Raw genomic sequence first — 23,950 nt, 5'->3', positions numbered from 1 at the left:
CAAATCTTTTTCAAGACTTATGGGACAGCCTCTTCATCTTATCTCCTTAATGATCTTCCACCAAATACCATTGTTATCATGGGGCTTAATAAACAGAAGAAGGCGAATGGTAAATAGGTGAGTACTGGAACACCTAGTACGTCAGCGATAAACACACCACACACACCCCAAGGGACAAGTGGATTGATCACAGTACCTGCGTCCTCTAATGTCCGGGAAAGCGCTTTGTTTGATAATCCAGCTTTCTTGTAAACTCCTTTGAATGTTTCCCCAGTCAGCATGATCGAGAGATACTGCTCCCCGATTAACACGTTAACTCCAATAGCCGTAGCAGCAGTTGAAATAATAATGGAGCGTATTCTTTTGAGTTTTTCCTGGAAAGCGAGCAATATACTTGGGATAATACCAGTCACAAACAACAGACCGCCAAATCCTAATGCCAGAATAACAAGGGAGACGGTGAATAACATACTATTGATGCCCCCTTTAGTAAGCAATTCATTTACTGGCTGGAAGTCTGTTGTAGCTGTGTATCCATTAAACCAGATAGACCATATCTCAGACCAGGCAATACCACTCGTAAAGCTAGCTAGCACGGTGGCAGCCAAACTGCTTATTCCGAGTGCAATAAAAGCTGGTATTTTAAATATTGTACAAATAATTAACAAGATCAAGGGCAGCCAGGAGGTCCAATGAATTAAATTAGTAGCATCGAGAGCTGCCTGATACTCATTTCCACTCTGAAGTGAAACAGATTGATCCGGGGATAAAACAGCAAATAAAATAAAAGAAATAATGAACGCTGGAATCGTCGTCAGACTAATATGTTTAATATGTTCAAATAAATCAACCCCAACAATTGTTGATGCGAGGTTTGTGGTGTCCGACAGGGGGGACATCTTATCCCCGAAGAACGCTCCTGATACGATAGCACCAGCAGCTATCGCCATGGAAGCATCCATTGCACTGGCCATTCCGATAAACGCTACACCAATCGTTGCTGTAGTGGTTAGTGAGCTCCCAAGAGACACTCCAATAATGGCAGTGATTGCGAAAACAACTGCATAGAACCACGTACCACCAATCGTTGAGAAGCCTGTATTAATTAATGCTGGAATTGTACCACTTATCATCCAGCTACTTAGTAAAATACCAATCAGGAAAAAAAGAAACACAGCACCCATTCCTGTTCGGGCACCTTCAATCATGCCATTCTGTAAATTTGCGAAGGTTATTTTTTTAGATAATCCAAACGCAAGCAAAAGAAATATCCCAAGCAGGATAGGAATATGGGGCACAGTTTCTAATTCAATAATAAAATAGCTGACCATGCCTACTATGATCATAAATAAAATAATGGATTCTATTAGTGATGGTTTATGCTTCGGACTAATTGGAAACATGTGTATCCTCCTTTGTTGTAAGTATTGTAACATCGCCCAATGCCAGTGAACTGTATTTTTCGTAGCGGTATGTTGTATCAGTAATGAACTATGTCGCAGTTTATATCAACTATGACAATTAAAAGTACCAACCATTACGAAAAGAAAGTAAAAAAAGCCTCATCCCTGTATAGGGACGAAGCTTGCTCCGCGTTACCACCCTGATTGTTGAACTCAAATAAAGTACAACCTCTCTAAGTAAAACCCTCTCAAATGAAATGTGTAATTCAACTATCTCCTGCCAGAACTCTCACCTGCCGTTCCGTCTCTTCAAACTGCTCAGAAATAATCTATTCTCATTTCCAGATTCAATAGTGTTCAATTGTAAAATAGTACTTTCGAATATACACTGATGAGAATACAACTGTCAACATTAAGCTAACATTCGATTTAAAATTTTTGTTAATGAAGAGAAATCGGGTATAATAGTCTGAATTATTACTTGGGGAGGAGACATAAGATGGTTACAAAGGCAGCAGAAGATCGTAATACATCACAATCTATCTATATGATTCGAAGAGGTATTGCTGCTGGGTTTCCTATCATGCTTGGCTACTTACCAGTTGCAATTACCTATGGGGTTTTAGCAAAGCAATCTGGCATGACGTTAACAGAATTAACGTTGATGAGTGTACTGGTTTTTGCGGGAGCCAGCCAATTTATGGGAGCTAATATGATAGCAGTAGGTGCCGGTGCATTAGAAATCATAATTGCTACATTTGTACTTAATTTTCGCCATTTTGTCATGAGTTTGTCGTTTATGAATCGTTTACGTAGTATTGGATTAAAGTGGAAAGCTCCATTATCATTAGGCTTAACTGATGAGACATTTGCAGTATCTTCCTTACATACGAAAGAAGCTGAAATGGGAAAAGGTGCGCTTTTTTATCTGGCATTGTTTTTAACGGCTTATTTTTCGTGGATATTCGGTTCATTTCTCGGTGGTGTGCTAGGGGAAGTAATCCCGGAGAAATTAAGTCAGAGCATGGGGATAGCGTTATATGCTATGTTTATCGGACTATTGGTTCCTTCTGTGAAAAAAGAAATGAAGGTAGGCTTAATAGCTGTTGCAGCTATGCTTATAAATGCATTATGTATTCAGCTTGGCATGAGCACCGGATGGGCAATTGTACTTGGAACTATCTTAGGTGGTTTAAGTGGAATTTATTTGTTTAAGGAGGGTCAGTCATGATTTTACTTATTATTATTGGCATGTCATTGGCAACGATGATCCCGAGAATAATTCCTGCATTTATTGTAGACAAATTGCAATTTCGGGATTGGGTAAATCGCTGGTTGAATGCGGTTCCTTTTGCAGCACTGGGTGCCTTAATTTTTCCGGGTATCATGGCTGTCAAGCCCGATGAGCCGCACATTGGCTTGCTGGGTGGAATTGTTGCTGTCGGGTTAGCGTATTTGGGATTAAATATTATCTTAGTAGTAATTGGTGCCATCGCTACCGTCTTTTTATTATCCACTTAGTTTAAAAAGAAATAAGAAAATTAAAGGGGGGAGCTTCATGTATACAATTCGCAGGGCTGTGTTTGCTGATGCCGAAGCTATTGCTACGGTCCATGTAAGCAGCTGGAAAAGTACGTATAAAGAGTTGCTGAATGAAAAAGATATTTCCAACATTACATATGAAAATCGTAAAACGTTATGGGAAGCAGTGTTACGTATGCAAACGAAAGAAACCTGTGCATTTGTTATTCTGGCTGACGAGAAAATCATTGGCTTTGTTTCTGGTGGTCCAGAGAGAACAAAACGTTTCGATTATGATAGTGAGATATATACAATATATCTTCTTGATGAATATCAGAAAAAAGGGTTAGGTGCAAAGCTTCTGAAAGTGTTTGCTGAGGAGGTGAAAGCTTTAGGAAAGACATCTATTTTAGTTTGGGTGTTAAAACAGAACCCTTCCAGCCGATTTTATGAAAGATACGATGCAAGGCCTGTCGGGGAAGAAATAATTACAATAGGTGAAGGCAGTTATCAAGAGACTGCATACGGATGGAGAAATTTAGCTGAACTTGTGGAAATGTTAAATCAGGTGAAGTTATAAAGGCTGTCCGGTTGCTGACAGCCTTCTAACCCTTAGGATATGGCTCAATATGAATATGTGCATATGTAATATTGTGTCTATAAGCCAGGTGTTTTTCAATTCGTACGGTTATATCATGACTATCTTTTACGTTTAACGTCGGATCTACAAGAATCGTTATATCAATAAACGCCTGATTTCCATGAACTCGACCTTTGACATCATACACTTCTTTCACGTCAGGATCCTTTTCTATACTTGTTCTTATTTTCTTGATCTGTTTTTCATCAAATCCATCAGTCAGCATATGGGTGGAGTCTTTAAAGATATCCCAGGCAGTTTTACAGATGATAATACCAACAATCAACCCCGCCACAGGATCCAGCCAGAATAAACCTAATTGCGCCCCAATAATTCCAATGAACGCCCCAATACTAACCAAAGCATCAGAACGATTGTCCTGGGCAGCGGCATATAACGCACCGCTCTGTATTTTTCTTGCAAGTTTCACATTATACAGATATACCAAAAACATTATGAGTGCTGCACCCAATGCAGTCCAGGCAGTTATCATGTCAGGTTGGGAAGCTTGCTGTGCAATTACTTTACGTAATGTGTCAAAGATAACTTGGATTCCAATAAACATCATAATAAAAGCTGCGAACAGGGATGCAATCGTCTCCGCCCGATAATGGCCATAATGATGATCCTCATCGGGAGGCTTCCTTGATATTTTTAATCCGACTAATAGAGCGACAGCAGCGATTACATCAGTAGCATTATTCAATCCATCTGCACGTAAGGCATCAGAATTACCCTGATGTGCTACAATCAGCTTTGTAACAGCTAAAATGATATAGGCAATAATGCTGAGCCATGCACCTTTTTCACCTTTTTTAATGTTATCCGAGTGATTCATTTAAACTGCCTCCGTTATCCTAACTCTAAGTTCTTAAGTAGTCTACCAAAGTTTTGTATGGTGGGTCTAGAGAAACAATAAAGCGTAAGGTTATATGTATTGGAAAAAGCAAAGTAAGTTTAGTATGGTAAAAAAGCAGACATGCATTCATCCTATCCCCATATAGTTAACAATTTAAAGGTAAATGGGAAATGAATTTTTATAAATTAATCATAAACTGTTGCAATTATTCCAAAGATTTAGGATAATATAAAAAAGGAACAAGGGGGCGTGTTCCATGAAAAAGGAAAAATCAGTTTATCGATATTGCCGTTTTAACGGTAGTGTATTACATGCAAAACGAGAAATACCATATGAAATAAAATTATATTCAAAATTAGTGCTGGATGAGTTATGTTTTAATTGGAATAAAGAGAAGTTAGAAGTTGCAATTAATTCCGCCATAGATAGTGGTAACAGAGAAGCCTTTTATGAATTGAGTAAAGTATACAGTCACTTTATTTGGGAATAAGAACAAGTTTTACTTCAATAGCCTTGCCTCTGTCAGGTGAGGCTATTTTAATTCATTGCTTCTAGGACTAATTTCTTACTTATTATTTTTTTTGGGGGAGTAGTAGTTGGAAAACAATCAATCGGTTATCCATAGACAGAATCGAATAATATTTTATATTCTGCTGTTTTCGTTATTTTTAGGTCTGGGAACACAAATAACTCTAGGGGCGCCAAAGGAAAACCTGATGGCACTTGGTATAGGCGGTGCTCTGTGTGTAAGTTTAATCGGTATCTTTCACTATAAACAACTATATGCAAAAGTAATTCCGTACATTGCAATTATCTCCTTATCCAGCATTGCGTTTTTAATTATCCTAAGCTCAGACTACGTAACCAGTATGCTTTTTGCGTTTTATGTGTTAGCTGTAGCTGCTATATCATTGTCTCTGGCAGTACTAATTACAGGCGGTGTTTTGGGTCTGTCATTGTTAACCTTCTTTGTTATTGCAAAAGGAGAAATCATTGGATTTGATCTCAGAGCAACTGGTATTACCATTGTATTCTTTATCTTAATTTTTGCAGTCCTAGTCATACAAGTCAGGGTGGCGCGTATGCTGCTGACAAACGCCCACAGTGCATTGGTTGAAAGTAAAACATATTCTTTAGAACTAAAGGAACATAGTGAAATAGTCAGGCACAGTGCCCGGAATGTTCGTTCACAAATGACTATTATCGAAAAGGATAGTAATTTGAACTCACAATCGATGGAGGAAATGAGACAAGCATATCATGATATTGCCAAAGCCAGTCAGTCGCAGGCGGAAACAGCTTCCACCATATCTGCCAGTACGGAGAGCACAAATCTGCTGTTGGAAAAGATGATTACTTCATTCACACAAAGTACCGCTGATGGAGAGGATCTAAAAACATTATCTATTGAAGGCCAACAATCTATTGAAGGTTTAGCAGGAACAATGGATGAATTCCAGGATTCATTCGAGCACTTGATTGTTAATATGAAAAACCTGGTACATAAAATGCATGAAAATAATAATTTTACAACTAAAATACAGGATATTGCCGAACAGACAAACTTATTGGCTTTAAATGCGAGTATTGAGGCCGCAAGAGCTGGAGATTCTGGAAAGGGCTTTGCCGTGGTTGCCGGCGAAGTAAGAAAGTTAGCAGAAGTATCTCAAAATACAGCACAGGAAATCAGAAACAACCTGGAAGCTATTGAGTTGGATGCACTGGAAGCACAAAAGGAAGTAAATGAAAATAAAATCCGACTTCAGCAAAGTGCTGCTAGTGCACAAGAAGCAAAAACAAGCTTTGGAAAAATTACAGATCAATTGGCAAGCTTTATTACATACCTGAGATACTTATCAAAGCAGGCGAATGAGATTCAGAATTCATCTGCGACGATTGATCAATCTGTGGATCATCTAGCCTCCATTATTGAAGAAACGACCGCCACCATAGAGGAGTTGGAAGCAATGGTTGATGAACAGGTTAATCGGATGTCCAATTTAGTAACAGCAATCGAAGAAACAAATCAGACTGCCGCAGCACTAGAGCAGTCAAAAGTAGTCTGAAAAACAGCAAGGAAGCATGATGCTTTCTTGCTGTTTTTAAAAAGAAATATTTATCTAAGACATTGATTAAATTAGTATATTGTGTCTAATTCACTGAACTCAATTCCGCTATTTAAGAATATCAAAGAAGACAAAATAGCAGTTTCTAAACGGGATAATACGTAGGTGGCTAGTGCCTTTTCCACAGTTTAACAAAACGTTTGTTATTTCGCTGATTATATTCTTCAATGGCGGGATTATTCTACTCAAATTTGTTAATATAGACAGTGGGATTGAGGAAGCTAAAAACAAACAACAGCAATAAATGAAAGTTATACCTAAATAATAAATGGAGGAATGATAAAAAGTGAATAACTTCAGAAGATCATTATATAAGCTTGCTCGAATATTAGGAGATGTTAATGCAGTAAAGAAGGGTAAAGTTGGTAAACGGGTGGGAAGGAGAATAGCTGGCAGAAGCACTGGAAAGATGCTGAGGAAGCTTTTCAAATAACAGAGGTCAGATACACATGCGTATATCTGACCTTCTAGGTTAAATAATGGAATCACTGTATTTGTTATTTAAATTTAAGCTCAAGGGTTTTCCAGTATCATAGGAAATATTACCGACAAGCTTACTGATTCTTTGTTCAGCATCTTGATTTCCATCCTGCCAGTAGCGTTGAACTTCACTCAGGATTTCTATTCCTTCAGCCCTGCCCTTTTTATAAAGGTCTACAAAGCTTTCGTTTCTCGGCTCATTTGTAGCCGGGTGGTGCCAGGTCGTTTGCTTTAAATTCAGATAATCTGTCTCATCCTTAACTGGCTGATGTGAGTAAGAAGAGATAAGAGACTTAAGCAATACATTTTTCCAGCCATATGGGTCTGCCAGTATTCTTAAAGCCAGCTTCATGTCCCGGTAAGCTTTTTGAATATATTCAGGTGTTTTCCTGTTTAATTCCGGGTAATGCTTCTGAATCTTTTCGTGTAAGAGCAGGTTAATTTCGTTGTTTAATGACATACCTACATCAATCTCTTTATAAACGGGTGCTTTCCATGTTTTAAGGTTATGGTATTTTTCCATCATAAGCGTATCAATTACTACTTCAAGCTTCTGATGATTACTTCCTTCATATCCTGCACGGTAATGGATGTAAGGGTGTGTATTCCGATCCAAGACATGATGTGTGATAAAGCCAAAGACGTATGCTTGCACTTGGCCACTCATCCCCCTGGCAGATAGGATAAGATCCATCAGGAAGTCACCACAATGCTTTGTGTGCAATGCAGCACCGACATCATTTACAGGTTCTTTCTTTATCCATGGCCAAAAGTTATAATAGAAAAAGGGATCTGGCCCCTGAGCTCCTAATTTCATAAATGTTTCATATTGTGAAAAGGGATATGGCTTTTTTACAGCGTCCACGACATCCTCACAAAAAAGTATATGTGTCCAAATATTCGGCAAAACGAAACCCTCCTTGGTTTGCTTTATAGTTATTTCAGAAGACTTCCGTTTGACAAGTGTGTTTTTTGTATTTATGATTCTGTCTTCCCAAGTAAACTGATTTAATTGGATAACCTATTTGTATTATATAAGAAAAAGAAATTTAAATGGTGATATAAAGAGGTACAATTTTGTGTCATTAAATTATTTGACTATTCTTAACTGAAAATAAATTAAAATTTTCGCTTTTGTTCCAAGGTTTGTTTATATATTAAATTCCGCTAAATTTGTTACAATAGAGAAAGATATACAATAAGTACATAATTATAGGGAGGAACTACAGATGGATTATCGCGTAGAAAGAGACACTATAGGGGAAATTAATGTACCAGCTGCTAAATATTGGGGAGCACAGACACAAAGGAGTAAACAGAACTTCCCAATAGGGGACGAAAAAATGCCTAACGAAATTATTAAAGCTTTTGCAATTTTAAAAAAGAGTGCAGCTAAAGCAAACAGTGAATTAGGTTTACTGGATAGTAAAAAAGCCGAAGCTATTGAATTTGCAGCAGATCAAGTGCTGGAAGATAAACTCAATGAGCATTTTCCGTTAGTAGTCTGGCAAACAGGCAGTGGTACACAATCAAATATGAATGTAAATGAAGTATTGGCTTATGTTGGTAACATGTGGCTTCAAGAAGAGGGAAGTGAAGTGAAGCTTCATCCAAATGATGATGTTAATAAATCACAAAGCTCTAATGACACATACCCAACTGCTATGCATATTGCATCTGTTTTAAAAATGGAGGATGTTGTGCTTCCAGCAGTACGCGCATTAAAAGAAACGCTGAATGAAAAAATGAATGCATTTAAAGATATTGTTAAAATCGGCCGCACACACTTACAAGATGCGACACCACTAACTCTTGGGCAAGAAATTAGTGGGTGGCACCGCATGTTGGAGAAGTCAGAAATGATGATAGGTGAAAGCTTAAATTACTTAAAAGAACTGGCTATTGGCGGCACGGCTGTTGGGACTGGGTTAAATGCACATCCTGAGTTTTCCGAGCGCGTTTGCAATGCAGTAAATGAGTTTACCGGGAAGGAATTTATTTCTGCTCCTAATAAATTCCATGCTTTAACAAGTCATGATGAAACCGTTTATGCTCACGGCGCTCTGAAAGCCCTGGCAGCCGATATGATGAAAATAGCGAATGATGTTCGCTGGTTAGCAAGTGGGCCACGTTGTGGAATAGGTGAAATCACTATTCCGGCAAATGAGCCAGGAAGCTCTATTATGCCTGGTAAAGTTAATCCGACACAAAGTGAAGCAGTTACTATGGTAGTAGCACAAGTGATGGGAAATGATGCAACAATTGGTTTTGCAGCTAGTCAGGGGAACTTTGAATTAAATGTATTCAAGCCTGTTATTGCGTACAACTTCCTGCAATCCTGTCAGATACTTTCAGATAGTATTCTTTCTTTTGATGAACGTTGTGCTAAAGGTATGGAACCAAATCTCGAACAAATCGAAAAATATTTAAATGATTCCTTAATGCTAGTAACGGCATTAAACCCGCATATTGGGTATGAAAATGCTGCTAAAATAGCGAAAAAAGCTTTTAATGATAACGCGACATTAAAAGAAACAGCAGTAGATTTGGGGTTACTAAGTGAGGAAGATTTCGATAAATATGTCAACCCGAAAGAAATGACATATCCAAAATAAAAAATTAGTAAAATACATTTAAGAGGTCATTACTAACGTAGTGGCCTTTTTTGTCGTATTTTTATTTATCCAGACTTTTTGGAAGTGCATCAACAATTTACCAATGTTTATTTGTTATAAGTTTTTAGGTAATGCGGACAATAGGTATAGAGGAGGTGATAAACATGGCTAATAACAATAACTCAAACCAATTGGTTGTACCAGGAGTACAACAAGCTCTTGACCAAATGAAATATGAAATCGCTCAAGAATTTGGAGTTAACCTAGGTGCTGATACTACCTCACGTTCTAATGGATCTGTTGGTGGAGAGATCACTAAAAGACTAGTTCAAACTGCACAACAACAAATGAGTGGACAATAATTTTAATAAAGCTGGCTTATAGGGATGATACCCTATCCAATGAAAGGGGAGGTCTATCTGGACTTCCCCTTTATCTGCAAGAATAGATAAAAGAGAAAGACACACCAAAACGTGTCTTTCTCTTCTTGTTTCTTTCTCTAACTGCGTATGCGCAGTTCGGAATCTTTATCAAAGAAATGGGAATTATTCATATCAAAAGCTAAAACAATCTTGTCTCCCCCGACTATATCAGAACGGGAATCTACGCGTGCAACAAAATCTTGATCATTAACTTTAGAATAAAGGAATGACTCTGCTCCCATTAACTCCGCCACCTCAATCAAAGCAGTGATTTTCGTCTCCGGAGTTGAATCAATAAACACTGGCTCATCATGAATATCTTCAGGGCGGATACCTAATATAATATCTTTGCCGATATAATCTTGTTCACGGAGCATTTTCATTTTTCCTTCTGGAACCTTAACTTTGATATCATTATCCATTTCAAAATAACTTTCCGTTAATTTACCAGAAAAGAAGTTCATGGAAGGTGAACCAATAAATCCACCGACGAACACATTTTCAGGGTTGTCATATACGTCTTTTGGAGCACCGACCTGCTGGATAATACCATCTTTCATAACAACAAGGCGGGTTGCCATTGTCATTGCCTCTGTTTGGTCGTGTGTTACATAGATGGTAGTTGTCTGCAGCCGTCTGTGAAGCTTTTGTATTTCTGCACGCATTTGTACACGTAATTTAGCATCAAGGTTGGATAATGGTTCATCCATTAAAAAAACCTTAGCGTCACGGACAATTGCACGGCCCAATGCTACCCGCTGGCGTTGACCACCAGAAAGTGCTTTTGGCTTACGGTCGAGGTACGCTTCAAGTCCCAATATTTTAGCAGCGTTATTAACGCGTTTTTCAATTTCATCTTTTTTAAATTTACGAAGCTTTAAACCGAATGCCATATTATCGTACACGTTCATATGTGGGTAAAGCGCATAATTTTGGAAGACCATTGCAATATCACGATCTTTAGGAGCAACATCATTCATTTTCTTATCATTAATATATAATTCGCCGTCTGAAATTTCTTCCAGTCCGGCAATCATTCTCAGCGTAGTAGATTTACCACAGCCTGAAGGGCCAACAAAAACAATAAACTCTTTGTCCTCTATGTTTAAATTAAAGTCATCCACTGCAATTACTTTCTTATCATAAGTCTTCTGAATATGTTCCAACCGTAGTTCAGCCATTTAATTCCCTCCATGTATGTAAGTGCTTTCTTATCTCTAGTATATGAAATGTTCGTCCAAATCGTAATGGGAATGATGCACAAAGAACGCTTCAATCTTTGTGCATGTTTGCCAAGAGAGCTAAATAGACAGTTAATGCTTGGTGAAATTGCCGAATATCTATGTTTGTTCTTTCATTGAATTTATCCAACCGGTACTGCAGGCTATTCCGATGCATATATAATTCTTTTGCAGTAACGGAAACATTTAAATTACATTGGAGAAACGTTTTAATGGTATGAAGCATGTCTTCATCTGAAGCGAATTCTTTTAAGGCGATGGAGGTAATTTCATTTTTGAATTCGTTATCTGCTTGTTCTACCAACTTAAATGGGATGGTATCAATGTATGTGACAACAGCTTTGTCAGAATAAGTAAATGCTAGTTCAGCGCTTCTCGCTAAAGATAAGTAATGCTTCTTTATGTTATTCAGATTTTCAAAGTAAGGCCCTACTAAGAAGTTTATTTTTACATATAAGTCACTCATCAGTACATCAATAATTTGTTCATACGATAAGTCTTCCCCAGCATGAGCGTTCTTTTCCTCAATGATCATTCCTTCGTGTTCATTTTCCCATATAATCGGAACTGCTTTTGTGAAAAACGCATAAATAGCTTCCTTAAACAGCTTCGGTTCGATTTGATTTTTCTGTATAGAGAAATAAACAAATCGATACACTGTAGTACCCAGTTCATGATGAGATATTGTTTTAGTCGACTCTATACGTTTTCTCCACAGCTGCTCCTCTGCAGTCGGTAGTGGTATGTTGATGTTATATGGCGAGAGGAAGGTGGTGAGTATTGATGTATCTTTCTGCGTTAATTCGCTATTATCAATGCCAATTATCTGATTATCTGCTGTAATAAACCATTGATATTCTGTAGCTGTAACCTGCTTATAATCCTGGAAAAAAATAAAAGATGGAAATATTTTTTTGAGTTGTTTCACCATTGTTAAAACCTCATTTCTGTGCGGTCTTATTTTAATTATAGCAATGATTCACATATAGAAAAACCTTTTTCAGGGTTTAAAGCCGTACCCCGAATTGGTATACATGAACCTTTACGTTTGTTATAGTAACAGAGAACTTACTTAGTAAGAAAAATAAAGGAGGATATATCATGCCTAATATTTATGACAGTGCGTATGATTTAGAAAAAGCAATCCGCGAGAGTGAGGAATTTAATAATTTAAAAGTAGCTTACGAAGCAGTTATGAATGATGCTTCTGCTAAACAAATGTTTGAAAACTTCCGCGACACTCAAATGGCATTACAGGAAAAACAAATGCAAGGACAAGAAATTACGGAAGAAGAAGTTGAAAAGGCTCGTCAGGTGGTAGAACTTGTTCAACAACATCAAGATATATCTAAATTGATGGAAGAAGAACAACGCCTAAACCAAGTAATCAATGATGTTAGTCGAATTATTACAAAACCATTGGAAGAACTGTACGGTGGTCAAGAAGAAGTAGCTGAATAACAAAATATTGAAATTATTAAACTCGCAGGATTAAAGTCTGTGGGTTTTTTGTTTTCTTGCAGGATTTTAAATACGTACAGCGAATTTAACTAAGAATAGTACATATTATTTTTAAAGGAGACTAGCTTGTATGGCAACTGTGTTACATGAGAGTAAGGATCAGATTTCTTATATTTATTTAAATCGTCCAGACCGTTATAATGCGTTAAACAAAGAAATGCTAGAAGAACTGCTGAAAGTAATTGAACAAGTTGAGAAAAACACGGATGAACTTGTTATCCTGGCAGGCAAAGGAAAAGCTTTCTGTGCTGGTGGAGACATGCAGATGTTAAAAGATTTTGCAGACAGAGAGATCTATGATGAAGTAATGCAGACGATTGGAAAGATTGTAATGAAATTGTATACTATGCCGAAAATCATTATTTCAGCTATTCATGGATCAGCGGCAGGTCTGGGGCTAAGCTTGGCCTTGACAGCAGATTACGTAGTTGCCCAAAATGATTCCAAGTTGGGAATGTTATTTATAGGTGTAGGGCTGGCACCAGATGGTGGCGGACATTTCTGGCTGGAGCAGCGGTTGGGTGCTCAGAAAGCAAAACAGTTCACATGGGGTCTGGAGCAGGTAAAAGGACCAAAAGCTGAAGCGATGGGGTTAGTAGATATCACAACAGATGATCCAGTACTAGAACATGCTAGTCAGCTGGCAGGCAGACTTTTAACGTCCCCGATGGTTGCTATGCTTAAAACAAAAATGATTTACCATTCAAAACAAAAAGCGGAACTACAGTATTATTTAAACGAAGAGCAAAAGGCGCAATGGGAACTGAGAAACACGGAAGACCACAAGGAAGGTGTACAAGCCTTTCTGGATAAAAGAAAACCACTATTTAAGGGGAAGTAGACTATATAATTTACAAGACGACCTCAGAAATATGAAGTCGTCTTTTGTTTATCGGTGAAATAGTATTAATTTTGCTTCGGGTGTAACACACCGGTGTGTATGGTCACCGTACCCTTCATCCGTTAATCGCTTCTGGCCGATCTCTTTTGCTTCATCATCACTTGCAGCAGTAAATGTCTCGTCAAGTAGTTTTTCGCCGGTTTGTTCAAATACTGTTAATACATAAGATCGCATGCTTTTTCCTCCCTGATTTCAATAGGTGTATATACTACATATTCTTGGTCATTCAATAGTTTCCTGCTTTTATTATACAGGAATTTTTATCCTGTAGGTATCTTCAGTAAACACAAAATTTTAACGAGGGGGATATAAATGAAACGGTTTTGGATTTCGTACGTACTACAACTTGGAAAGGGGAATAAAAATGACATTAGTACTGAAAAATGTAACAAAGCGTTTTGGTAGGGATATAGCTGTGGACAGGCTATCACTAGAAATTCCAGAGAATGAAATGTTTGGGTTTCTAGGTGGAAATGGAGCTGGAAAAACTACTACATTCCGTATGATTCTTGGATTACTAGATAGTTCAGAAGGAGAAATTTCCTGGAATGGCGAGTCTATAGGCTATGATAAAAGTCATTTAATTGGTTATCTTCCAGAAGAAAGGGGATTATATCCTAAGTTGACCGTTAAAGATCAGTTAATCTATTTGGGGAAATTAAGGGGAATGAATAAAGGTACTATCCTGTCAGAGACAGAGAAATGGCTGGCACGATTTAAGGTACCTGAATATATGAACAAAAAAGTAGAGGAACTATCAAAAGGGAACCAGCAAAAAATTCAATTTATCTCTGCAATTATACACAAACCTGAATTATTAATTTTGGATGAACCGTTTTCCGGGCTGGACCCAATAAATGTGGAAATGCTCAAAGAAGCAGTTTTGGACTTGAAGGAGCAAGGTACTTCCATCGTATTTTCATCCCACCAAATGGATCATGTGGAAGAACTGTGTAAGCATTTGTGTATACTCCATAAAGGGAAGCCGGTTGTACAGGGAACGCTGCGGGATATTAAACGTTCCTATGGCAAGAAAAATTTAGTGATTCATTCAGAAACACCCCTGGATTTCCTGAAAGAATACCCGGGTGTCGTTCATTATAAACAGATTACAGAGGGCTGTGAGCTGCAGATCAAAAATGAAGCTGTTTCACAGACTATATTTTCTGCACTGCAAGGAAAAGGATTTATCCGTAAATTTGATCTGGAAGAGCCATCACTGAATGATATTTTTATCGAGAAAGTAGGTGCTTCCTATGAATAAGTTTTGGATTATTATGTCTCATACTTATATGACACGTGTAAAAGCGAAAACCTTCCTTATTAGTACCCTGATCACATTATTATTTATTTTTGGGATAGCAAATTTCCAAACGATAATGGAAACACTTTCTGGTGACGCGGAGGAGAGAATTGCTGTGCTCGATGAATCTAATACACTTTTTGAGCCATTGAAACAGAATGTAGAAGGTACTAATGATGAAATGGAATTAGTTGCATTTGAAGGTTCGGAGGAAGAAGCGAAAGCGGCTGTTAAAGAGGGTGAATTCAAAGCATTTATGATATTATCACTGAATGGTAATCAATTACCAGAGGCCAAATACTTTGTTAATAGTATATCTGACATTGGTAATCAACTGTTTTTGGAACAGCATCTGCAGCAAGTGAAAATAACAATTGCGACGGAGCAGTCTGGAATTGATGAAGCAGCGCTGGCTGAAATTAACGCACCTGTAATGTTTCAGACGATTGCGTTGGATGAAGAAGCTAAGACACAAGAAGAGCTTAATCAGGCAAGAGGTGTTGTCTATGTTATGTTATTTTTGTTATATATGGCTGTCATGCTATACGGACAAATGATTGCAACCGATGTAGCTACTGAAAAATCTTCGCGCGTGATGGAGATTCTAGTATCCAGTGCCTCACCAGTTACCCATATGTTTGCAAAAATAATCGGCATTGCATTACTTGGTCTAACACAAGTAGTCCTTTTTGTTGCAGCAGGGTACTTTTTAATTACTTCTAAGCAGGATGAACTTTCAGGTGGCTTCTTTGAGGAATTCGGTATTCAGGACACTTCACCCACTATTTATGTCTATGCTATTGTATTCTTCCTGTTAGGCTATTTACTCTATGCTACACTAGCAGCGATGCTCGGATCATTGGTAAGCAGAGTGGAAGATGTTCAACAGTTACTATTACCGATGATATTCTTAATTATTATTGCCTTCTTTATTGCCATGTTCGGGATTGGGATGCCGGAATCAACGTTTGTAACAATTAGTTCCTTCATTCCCTTTTTTACACCTATGGTTATGTTCCTGCGTATTGGAATGCTGGATATACCATTGTGGGAAGTTGCGTTAGCAATGAGTATTTTAATTGGAACTATTGTACTTCTCGGGTTAATTGGAGCCAGAGTATACAGAGGCGGCGTATTGATGTATGGTCGCTCCAGTTCATTAAAGGACTTCAAAAAGGCGATAGCTTTATCGAAAAAAGAGTAGAAGTGTTAAAAAAGAGGTCACAGTTTGTGGCCTTTTTCTTTCAAACGAATAGAACGTGCATTCTATCAGTGTATTTGCTAAACTAGGGATGAGAGTGGCTGAATGGAGGTAAGGCAAATGTCAGAACAAATATCCTTTATACATGCAGCAGATCTGCATTTGGACAGTCCGTTCAAAGGATTGGCTGATGTCCCAGACGTAATTTTACAGGAAATACGTGAAAGTACGTTTGTTGCGCTTGATCGGTTGGTAAATACAGCAATAGAGAAAAAAGTTGACTTTATTCTTCTCGTTGGGGATTTATTTGACAATGAAAAGCAGAGTTTAAAGGCTCAGGTGCGGTTAAAAAGAGCATTTGAAGAATTAAAGCGCAATCATATATCGGTTTATCTGTCCTATGGCAACCATGATTACATACAGGGAAATAGTTATCCTGTTACTTACCCTGATAATGTATTTATTTTCCCGAAAGAAAAGGTAGGTCAGTTTACATATAAGAAAAACGAAAAAGCAACAGCGACTATTTATGGGTTTAGTTATGAAAACCGGTCGGTAACTGAAAAGAAGATAATGGAATATGTGATTACAGATGATACTGTTCCTTTTCATATTGGAATGCTCCACGGCAGTGTTCACACGAATACAGAGCATGATGTTTATGCGCCATTTCAGCTTAGTGATTTTATGGAGCAGGATTTTAACTACTGGGCGTTAGGACATATTCATCAGCGGGAGGTATTAAAAGACAATCCATTGGTTGTCTATCCTGGGAATACGCAGGGAAGGCATCGCAAGGAAACAGGTGAAAAAGGATGCTATCATGTTGTCCTGACCGAAGGTAGATCAGAACTAGACTTTATTCCCTTACAGGCAGTGCAATTCCAGCGAGTAGAATTGGACATTTCGGAATGCCAAGAAATTCATCAGGTGGAAACAAAAATACAAGCTGCCTTACAGACAAGTGTAAACAAGCTGTACGACTTGATATTAGTTAGTACTAATACAAGATTAAAAAAGTGGAAAAGTGAGAAGCTTTTTGAGGACATTATTGACTTGGTTAACGAAACGATAGTTTATCAGCAAGCCTGGGGCTATGTATTCCGTTATTCCTTCCAGTACCCCTGCAGCAGTCCCAACAGAAATTTATATGGAGAGGAACACTTTATTGGAGAGCTGTCCCGTCACATTAAAGAGGACTCGATACAGCCGCTTCTAAAAGAGCTGTATCAGCAAAGGCAAGCAAGAAAATATATTACCAGATTATCTGAAGAAGAGGAACAGTCCATTAAGGCTGAGGCAGAAGAACTGTTACTTCATGAACTTTTAAAGGAATAAGGTGAATGGAATGAAGATACAAAAGGCTACTATATTTGGTTTTGGCAAATGGGTGGATTTCACCATAGATTTTACAAGTGACTCAGTTAATGTGATCTATGGTGAAAACGAATCCGGGAAATCAACATTACAGAAATTCATTCTCTTTATGCTGTTTGGTTTACCACCGAAGCAACGCGCATTCTATCGGCCGAAAACAAGTGGGAAAATGGGAGGAAGGATTACTATTTATGATCCGGCTTTCGGAAACTTTACGGTAGAACGGATTGATGAGGTCAAAAATGGGTCAGCAGTCTGTTACACAGACAGTGGGCAGGAATATGACGACGAGTGGTTGCGAGAACGTTTAAAGGGGATGACCTATCAGACCTATCAGTCCATTTTTTCTTTTTCAGCACTGGATTTAACTGGTTTGAAAGATATGAAAGAGGAGGATTTGGGTGAAGTCCTCCTTGGCATAGGCCTAACAGGTTCAACGACAATCTACTCTGTTGAAAAGCGATTGGATAACAGGATTGGGGAACTGTTTAAGCCTTTTGGAAAAAAACCAGCGATTAATCAGCAACTGGATTCATTGGATGAGCTGTTTCATATGGTAAACAGCTATAAGTCTGCTGAGGCATCTTACCGCGAAAAAAGCGCCCAAAAAGCTAGTTTGTCAGAGGATATCGACCAATTACAGATTAAATTAAAAGACGGTAACAAAAATCTGCTTCTGATAGAAAAAAAGCAACATGCGTTACCAATTTTACAGGATTACTTAAACCTGTCACAGAAATTATCAAGTTATCCTGCCGAGATTCCTTTCCCCGAAGATGGTATAGATCGTCTTGAAAGAGTAAAAGAAAATCTTCTGCCTTTAAAAAGCGAGCATGCAGTTTTACAGCATAATAAACAGAAATACAAAGAAAAGATGGCTGAATTACAAGCGGGTTTTGAAAAGGAAACAAGCTATGAAGAAGCTGAGAAATTAATTGAATACAAACCAGTTTATAATGCAGCTTTGTCAGAACTGGATAGAAATACCGCTAGCATAAATAAATTGACTATCCAGCTAAAAAACGAAATAAGTGATTTGAATATTGGAATTAGAGAAGAAGATTTAACTGAATTATCCTTCCCTTTTTACTTGGAAAATACATGGAAACAAATAAAAGATAGCTCCGATAAGTTAGCTTTTGAAAAAGAACAGCTAAAAAAGGAGCATAATGAACTGAAAAATGAACGGAATTATTTAATAAACCAACTACAAGGAATAGAAGATGTCCTTTTAACAGATAAACAGGTAGCGGACCTTAATCAAAAAATCAATATATATAAAGAAACAAGCTTATTGCAAAGGCTACAGCGGGAGTCTGTAGAACGATCTGGAAACTGGGCGAAAAACAAAGCCGGAAAAATTAAAAACAGCAGGACAATCGTGACAGGATTCATCGTCGCCAGTCTTTTACTCGGTATAGTAGGATTTATTACAGATTTGGCCTTTTTGTTTGGATTAATGGGATTTATGTTAGTAGTCGGTCTTGGGCAATGGGTATGGACTAAAAAGTCGATATCCGAGATGGAAAAAATAATGTATCAGGAAGACCTCCATTTACCATCTGTTCAGCTGACGAAGGAAGAAATAGACGAGGCTGAATATTTACTGTCGGTCCATCACAAACATGAAGCAGAAATAGCAACTGTAGAAGAACAGATTAAAAATACAGATATTAAACTTATAAAATGGAATGAAAAAAGAAAATTAGTTGAAGGTAAAGAAGCCAGTATGCAGCTACAAATAGAAGAACAATTAGAGATATACCCATTTTTACTGAATATAGAAGTAGTATACTGGCCGGACTTTTTCCACAGTTTGAAGAATCTCCTGCGGTTAACCCATGAGCGGGAGGAACTTCGTCAGAGTGTGGAAGTACTCGAAGCACAAACTGGCAACTTTGCTTGTAAACTAACTATGTTTCTTCAAGCATATCAGGGGGAATTGAAAGATAGCCCAGTTAACAGACAGCTTGAATATCTGGAAGAAATCATGCAAAGAAAAAAGAGTATACAAAAACAGCTGGAACAATACGAAAACTTAATAGAAGATAATAGAGGTTCACAGGATGAAGTGATACAAAAACTCGAAACATATGAAAAAGAGGTTAATGTACTTTATCGGAGTGCACTAGTAGAAACAGAAGACGAATTCTACCAAAAAGGGAACCAATTATCTGAAAGAACTGCTATAAAAAAAGCAATGGAAAGAAGCATTGAACAACTCACTGCTGCTCTTCCTGAGGATACCTGGAAGCAATTAGCAAAAGAGAGGCCGGATGAGGGTACACTTCTAGTTAACTACCAGCAAACCCAGACCTTAATCAGTAATTTGGAAGAAACCCTGGACACAAAACGTCAGCAACTGGCAGATATAAAAGCAGACCTTGCCTATATGGAGTCTTCGGAATCCTATTCTAAGACACTTCACCAATATGAGTTGGAAAAGGAACAATTGACGAAGCTTGCAAAGGAATGGGCAGTTTTGAAAACAGCCAAAGAAATGCTTTTGGAAACGAAGCGAACTTATCGTGAAAAGTATTTAATGAAGGTGATCAGCCGTACTTCTCATTACTTTACTATACTTACCGGAAATGCTTATCAAGCCGTTTATGCACCTTCCACTACTAAACTTTTTCAAGTGGCAGCAGCTGATGGGATGCGGTATACAGTTACGGAGCTTTCCCAGGGAACGCTGGATCAGCTGTATATTTCGCTGCGTTTAGCAATTAGTGAGATAATGACCGAGAAGAACCGTATGCCTTTCATCATTGATGATGCATTTGTACATTTTGATACAGTTCGAACGAGCAGAATAATGGATATTGTACATGAGGTAGCCAAAAAGCAGCAGGTGATCCTTTTTACATGTAAAAAGGAAGTGGTAGAATCATCTAAAGATTCGGAAATCATGCATCTGTAAGATTCTGTTCGCATTAAATGACAAATAGTGATAAACTATTTTCAGATTATATATGCAGATGGAGGGACATCCATTGCCAGAGAAAAATGAACTAGACTGGGAAAAGTATGATGAAACAATTGAGAAGTTCATACAAGTGATTGCAAAGAATATGAATCTTTACGGTCTTACATCATCTGTGGGACGTTTGTATGGTGTTCTGTATTTTGCAGATAAACCGATGACACTGGACGATATGCGTGATGCACTGGAGATGAGTAAAACAAGTATGTCGACAGGAGTCCGCACATTGTCTGATATGCGAATGGTAGAATCGACGTTCAAGAAGGGTATACGTAAGGATCTGTACCAGTCCGAAGAAGATTGGTATAAATCGTTTACTTCGTTGTTTGGGAACAGGTGGAGACAGCATACAGAGACAAATATTGAAGAAGCAGATGAGACGATTGCTGAACTGGAGGATATCCTGCGGGACACGATGGATGAGTCTTTAAAGCGGAAAATTGAAAACGATATAGAGAGACTCAGTTACGCCCGAAATTACTATGAATGGCTAATGAAGTTTATCCATGTAATTGAATCAGGCAAGATATTTGATTACATTCCAAAAAATAAATAACAACAGAGATTGACATTAAAATATGGCTAGTTGTACTTGCCTGTTTTTTAGGTCAATCTCTTTATCGTTAAGGGGGAGAAAGGTATGAAAAATGGGATAGGATTTGCCGGTGTGGGAGATGCAATTGATGACTTTATGCTGATTAAAGAGGCGACTAAGGGAGTTGCGAGTAATGGAAAGCCATTTCTTACATTGATTCTGCGGGATGCAACTGGAGAAATTGAAGCAAAGCTGTGGGATGCTAAAAAGGAAGACGAAGCTCTATTTGTACCAGAGCAAATAGTAAAAATATCAGGTGAAGTTAACCAGTTTCGTGGAAGATCCCAGCTTAAGATAATGGCCGTCCGTCCTGCTCAGCCCACTGATGACGTTTATATATCTGATTTCGTTGAAAAGGCCCCAGTTGAAAAATCTGTTTTGGCAGACAAGCTTACAGAAGCAATTTTTGAAATGAAAAATCCTGCCTTACAGCGGATGGTAAGGGCATTTATAAAAAAATACCAGGAAGACCTATTAACTTATCCTGCAGCAACGAAAAATCATCATGAATATGTTTCCGGGCTGGCACATCACATTGTCAGTATGCTTGCTATAGCGAAGGAACTGCATATACTTTACCCGGAGCTTAATAAGGATCTGTTGTATTCTGGTATTATTTTACATGACCTGGGCAAACTCAAAGAGTTGTCAGGGGTAGTAACTACAACTTATACCACAGAAGGAAAGCTGTTAGGTCATATTCCGATGATGGTCGAAGAAATTGGGTTGATGGCGAAAGAACTCCAAATTGAAGGTGAAGAGGTAGTAATATTACAGCATCTCGTATTAAGCCATCATGGCAAGGCAGAGTGGGGCAGTCCAAAGCCACCAATGGTGAGGGAAGCGGAAATCTTACACTTAATTGATTTAATGGACGCCAAGATGAATATGTTAAATCGTGCCTTGGATAAAGTGAAGCCTGGTGAATTTACAGAGCGAATGTTTGCAATGGATAACCGGGCATTTTATAAGCCGTTATTTGAAGAAAATTAAGCAGGGGTTATTTTTCTGAAACGTTGCTCATATATATGTGGTAGAGATATGGACAAGGGAGGCTGAAACATGATAGTTGGGGTACCTTGGTGGGTTTTGATGATGATTATTTTTATTTTCTTAAGTGGATATATGGCATTACGAGCAATGCGGGCTGAGAGACTGCTGGAACAACAGTTTATTGAACGTGAGGGAAGAGTATACATGGACAGACTTGAAGCCGAGAGAGAGCTTAAGCAAGGCAGAAAACAACAGATATCAGAATGATCGACCGCACACCAAAGGAAGGGAATCCTTATTTAGGGTTTATTGAGATGAGAAAAGGCTAATACATAGTTGATGTATTAGCCTTCGTAATAGAGTGACCTTATTAACCCTGTGCTTCTTCCTGTTCAAAAATATTTTCGAATTCATCTATTTTTACATTGATATCAGCATCCTGCATCAAGTTGTTAATCTTTTCCTGAGCTGCAGTTACGTCCAGCTTTTGATTTAAAAGTTCACGACGGATATCTTCTTTTACATCCTCAAATTCGCCTATACTTTCTTCTCTTTCACGTTTATCATTTACTTTAATGATATGGAAGCCATATTGTGAAGCAACTGGTTCGCTGATATCGCCTTCATCCATACCGAATGCAACTTCTTCGAATTCAGGTACCATTTGGCCTATAGAGAAGTAACCAAGGTTGCCACCATCTTCTGCTGAGCCATCTGTAGAATACTCACCTGCCAGCTCTGCAAAATCTTCGCCCTTATCAAGCTTTTCCTTTACTTCATTCGCAGTTTCTTCATCTTCTACCAATATATGCTGTGCATCAATTTCTGTATTTTGTCTTTGATATTCCTCTTGCATTTCTTCTTCTGTAATTTCAACATCTTCCGAAATGGCCGCCTCTTGTAATAGACTAATACGTATTATTTTACGAAATTCTTCTTCAGAACCAATTCCTTGTTGTTGGAGTGCCATCTCAAATTGTTCGCCTAATTGATCCTTCATCTTCTCAACTTCACTTTCTACTTCTTCATCACTAACGTCATAGTTATTTTCCAGAACTTGTAAAGTTACTAACTCCTGAAGTACTGCTTCTCCGTGTCGCGCTTTAAGTTCCTCATAAAAATCTTCTTTTGTTATATTACCTGCATTGGTCTCAACAACTACTTCCTGATCATCTTCATTCGCATTACACGCTGCTAATGTCAGAACGCCTGCTGTTAATGCTACAGCGATCGTCAATTTCTTCATCTATGAACACTCCTAATCTTAATGTGCTTTTTCACTACTGATAAATATACCATATTTTAATATAGAAAAAATAGTCCTTTGTAAAAAAACCAATCAGCAGCACAGTATATGAAACTAAACCATCACATTTAGTATTTTTACATAAGCATTTATAAGTAATATTACAATCATAATATTAGTCACTCGAAAAATTTTATTCTGCTTAGCTAAATCCATTTCTGTCTTCGTGCAGAATTTATGTGTCAGAGAGTTAAAAATAAATAATACTAAAAAAGCATACAACACAAACATAATACTCAAGGGGAAACCTCCTTACTAAGGATCATACAGTCGAATTAAACATCATATTTATAACTCTACCAAAAGATTCAGCATATGAACAGTAAAGTTTATGATTAATTTTTATCAAAAATTAGAGATTTCGGCTTTATATTTACATATTTTCCGAACGAGAAAGGAATTATAGGTTGTAGCACCCTTTCAGGTACAGGTGAGAAAGAGGTTTAAAACGAGGAATCCCCAC

At 37.9% G+C, this 23,950-nt stretch carries 23 protein-coding genes; 16 read left to right on the top strand and 7 right to left on the bottom strand.

What is annotated here, in order from left to right:
* Window positions 1-38: 38 nt before the first annotated feature.
* A complete protein-coding gene (nhaC, locus tag QGM71_RS09425) occupies window positions 39-1,403 on the bottom strand; it encodes a Na+/H+ antiporter NhaC (RefSeq protein ID WP_327607290.1) in 1,365 nt (454 codons plus the stop codon).
* 499 nt (window positions 1,404-1,902) lie between these two features.
* Between nhaC and QGM71_RS09420 the strand changes: the two genes are divergently transcribed.
* Genes QGM71_RS09420 through QGM71_RS09410 form a run of 3 tightly spaced genes read left to right on the top strand, consistent with a single transcriptional unit; the run spans window position 1,903 to window position 3,504 of the window.
* The gene (locus QGM71_RS09420) at window positions 1,903-2,634 is read left to right on the top strand and encodes an AzlC family ABC transporter permease (protein ID WP_327607289.1); all 732 of its coding nucleotides are present in this window, start codon (window positions 1,903-1,905) and stop codon (window positions 2,632-2,634) included.
* A complete protein-coding gene (locus QGM71_RS09415) occupies window positions 2,631-2,924 on the top strand; it encodes an AzlD domain-containing protein (protein WP_327607288.1) in 294 nt (97 codons plus the stop codon). The genes QGM71_RS09420 and QGM71_RS09415 overlap by 4 nt, the downstream gene beginning before the upstream one ends.
* Window positions 2,925-2,961: 37 nt before the next feature.
* Complete coding sequence (locus QGM71_RS09410) at window positions 2,962-3,504, top strand: GNAT family N-acetyltransferase (RefSeq protein ID WP_327607287.1); 543 nt, start codon at window positions 2,962-2,964, stop codon at window positions 3,502-3,504.
* A gap of 25 nt (window positions 3,505-3,529) precedes the next feature.
* Here QGM71_RS09410 and QGM71_RS09405 read toward each other — a convergent pair whose 3' ends face one another.
* Window positions 3,530-4,402, bottom strand: coding sequence for a cation diffusion facilitator family transporter (locus QGM71_RS09405; RefSeq protein WP_327607286.1), 873 nt, complete (start codon window positions 4,400-4,402; stop codon window positions 3,530-3,532).
* A 277-nt stretch (window positions 4,403-4,679) separates the two neighbouring features.
* On the opposite strand from QGM71_RS09405, the gene QGM71_RS09400 reads away from it, so the two are divergent.
* On the top strand, window positions 4,680-4,913 hold the full coding sequence (locus QGM71_RS09400) for an IDEAL domain-containing protein (RefSeq protein WP_327607285.1): 234 nt from the start codon (window positions 4,680-4,682) through the stop codon (window positions 4,911-4,913).
* A 106-nt stretch (window positions 4,914-5,019) separates the two neighbouring features.
* Window positions 5,020-6,489, top strand: a complete 1,470-nt coding sequence (locus QGM71_RS09395) for a methyl-accepting chemotaxis protein (protein WP_327607284.1) — start codon at window positions 5,020-5,022, stop codon at window positions 6,487-6,489.
* A gap of 532 nt (window positions 6,490-7,021) precedes the next feature.
* Here QGM71_RS09395 and QGM71_RS09390 read toward each other — a convergent pair.
* Entirely contained in the window at window positions 7,022-7,936 is a 915-nt protein-coding gene (locus tag QGM71_RS09390; RefSeq protein WP_327607283.1) for a zinc dependent phospholipase C family protein, read from the bottom strand.
* A 322-nt stretch (window positions 7,937-8,258) separates the two neighbouring features.
* On the opposite strand from QGM71_RS09390, the gene fumC reads away from it, so the two are divergent.
* A complete protein-coding gene (gene fumC, locus QGM71_RS09385) occupies window positions 8,259-9,644 on the top strand; it encodes a class II fumarate hydratase (protein ID WP_327607282.1) in 1,386 nt (461 codons plus the stop codon).
* Between the two features lie 164 nt (window positions 9,645-9,808).
* Window positions 9,809-10,006 carry an alpha/beta-type small acid-soluble spore protein gene (locus QGM71_RS09380; protein WP_327607281.1) on the top strand — a complete coding sequence of 66 codons (198 nt, stop codon included), beginning with the start codon at window positions 9,809-9,811 and terminating at the stop codon, window positions 10,004-10,006.
* A 137-nt stretch (window positions 10,007-10,143) separates the two neighbouring features.
* Here QGM71_RS09380 and QGM71_RS09375 read toward each other — a convergent pair whose 3' ends face one another.
* Together QGM71_RS09375 and QGM71_RS09370 are read right to left on the bottom strand one after the other, a co-directional pair.
* Window positions 10,144-11,247 (bottom strand): ABC transporter ATP-binding protein, encoded by a 1,104-nt coding sequence (locus tag QGM71_RS09375; protein ID WP_327607280.1) that lies wholly within the window; start codon window positions 11,245-11,247, stop codon window positions 10,144-10,146.
* A gap of 91 nt (window positions 11,248-11,338) precedes the next feature.
* Window positions 11,339-12,238 carry a PucR family transcriptional regulator gene (locus tag QGM71_RS09370; RefSeq protein ID WP_327607279.1) on the bottom strand — a complete coding sequence of 300 codons (900 nt, stop codon included), beginning with the start codon at window positions 12,236-12,238 and terminating at the stop codon, window positions 11,339-11,341.
* 170 nt (window positions 12,239-12,408) lie between these two features.
* On the opposite strand from QGM71_RS09370, the gene QGM71_RS09365 reads away from it, so the two are divergent.
* Both QGM71_RS09365 and QGM71_RS09360 read left to right on the top strand, forming a co-directional pair.
* A complete protein-coding gene (locus QGM71_RS09365) occupies window positions 12,409-12,768 on the top strand; it encodes a YlbF family regulator (RefSeq protein ID WP_327607278.1) in 360 nt (119 codons plus the stop codon).
* Window positions 12,769-12,898: 130 nt separating this feature from the next.
* Complete coding sequence (locus QGM71_RS09360; protein ID WP_327607277.1) at window positions 12,899-13,669, top strand: enoyl-CoA hydratase; 771 nt, start codon at window positions 12,899-12,901, stop codon at window positions 13,667-13,669.
* 48 nt (window positions 13,670-13,717) lie between these two features.
* Here the strand turns inward: QGM71_RS09360 and QGM71_RS09355 are convergent, their stop codons facing one another.
* On the bottom strand, window positions 13,718-13,903 hold the full coding sequence (locus QGM71_RS09355) for a YhzD family protein (RefSeq protein WP_327607276.1): 186 nt from the start codon (window positions 13,901-13,903) through the stop codon (window positions 13,718-13,720).
* Window positions 13,904-14,093: 190 nt separating this feature from the next.
* Between QGM71_RS09355 and QGM71_RS09350 the strand changes: the two genes are divergently transcribed.
* From QGM71_RS09350 to QGM71_RS09320, 7 genes are all read left to right on the top strand, one after another.
* Complete coding sequence (locus QGM71_RS09350; RefSeq protein WP_327607275.1) at window positions 14,094-14,993, top strand: ABC transporter ATP-binding protein; 900 nt, start codon at window positions 14,094-14,096, stop codon at window positions 14,991-14,993.
* On the top strand, window positions 14,986-16,236 hold the full coding sequence (locus tag QGM71_RS09345) for an ABC transporter permease (protein WP_327607274.1): 1,251 nt from the start codon (window positions 14,986-14,988) through the stop codon (window positions 16,234-16,236). Before QGM71_RS09350 ends, QGM71_RS09345 begins: the two co-directional genes overlap by 8 nt.
* Window positions 16,237-16,353: 117 nt before the next feature.
* On the top strand, window positions 16,354-17,571 hold the full coding sequence (locus QGM71_RS09340; protein WP_327607273.1) for a metallophosphoesterase family protein: 1,218 nt from the start codon (window positions 16,354-16,356) through the stop codon (window positions 17,569-17,571).
* A gap of 10 nt (window positions 17,572-17,581) precedes the next feature.
* Window positions 17,582-20,530, top strand: coding sequence for an ATP-binding protein (locus tag QGM71_RS09335; RefSeq protein ID WP_327607272.1), 2,949 nt, complete (start codon window positions 17,582-17,584; stop codon window positions 20,528-20,530).
* 73 nt (window positions 20,531-20,603) lie between these two features.
* Window positions 20,604-21,149, top strand: a complete 546-nt coding sequence (locus QGM71_RS09330; RefSeq protein ID WP_327607271.1) for a GbsR/MarR family transcriptional regulator — start codon at window positions 20,604-20,606, stop codon at window positions 21,147-21,149.
* A gap of 84 nt (window positions 21,150-21,233) precedes the next feature.
* On the top strand, window positions 21,234-22,181 hold the full coding sequence (gene yhaM, locus QGM71_RS09325) for a 3'-5' exoribonuclease YhaM (RefSeq protein WP_327607270.1): 948 nt from the start codon (window positions 21,234-21,236) through the stop codon (window positions 22,179-22,181).
* Window positions 22,182-22,250: 69 nt separating this feature from the next.
* Window positions 22,251-22,448, top strand: coding sequence for a sporulation YhaL family protein (locus tag QGM71_RS09320; RefSeq protein ID WP_327607269.1), 198 nt, complete (start codon window positions 22,251-22,253; stop codon window positions 22,446-22,448).
* Window positions 22,449-22,551: 103 nt separating this feature from the next.
* Here the strand turns inward: QGM71_RS09320 and QGM71_RS09315 are convergent, their stop codons facing one another.
* Window positions 22,552-23,427 carry a peptidylprolyl isomerase gene (locus QGM71_RS09315; RefSeq protein WP_327607268.1) on the bottom strand — a complete coding sequence of 292 codons (876 nt, stop codon included), beginning with the start codon at window positions 23,425-23,427 and terminating at the stop codon, window positions 22,552-22,554.
* Window positions 23,428-23,950 lie beyond the last annotated feature (523 nt).

The organism is Virgibacillus tibetensis (assembly GCF_036026595.1).
GTDB lineage: Bacteria > Bacillota > Bacilli > Bacillales > Amphibacillaceae > Virgibacillus_P > Virgibacillus_P tibetensis.
This window is presented reverse-complemented; position numbering and strand designations above follow the sequence as displayed.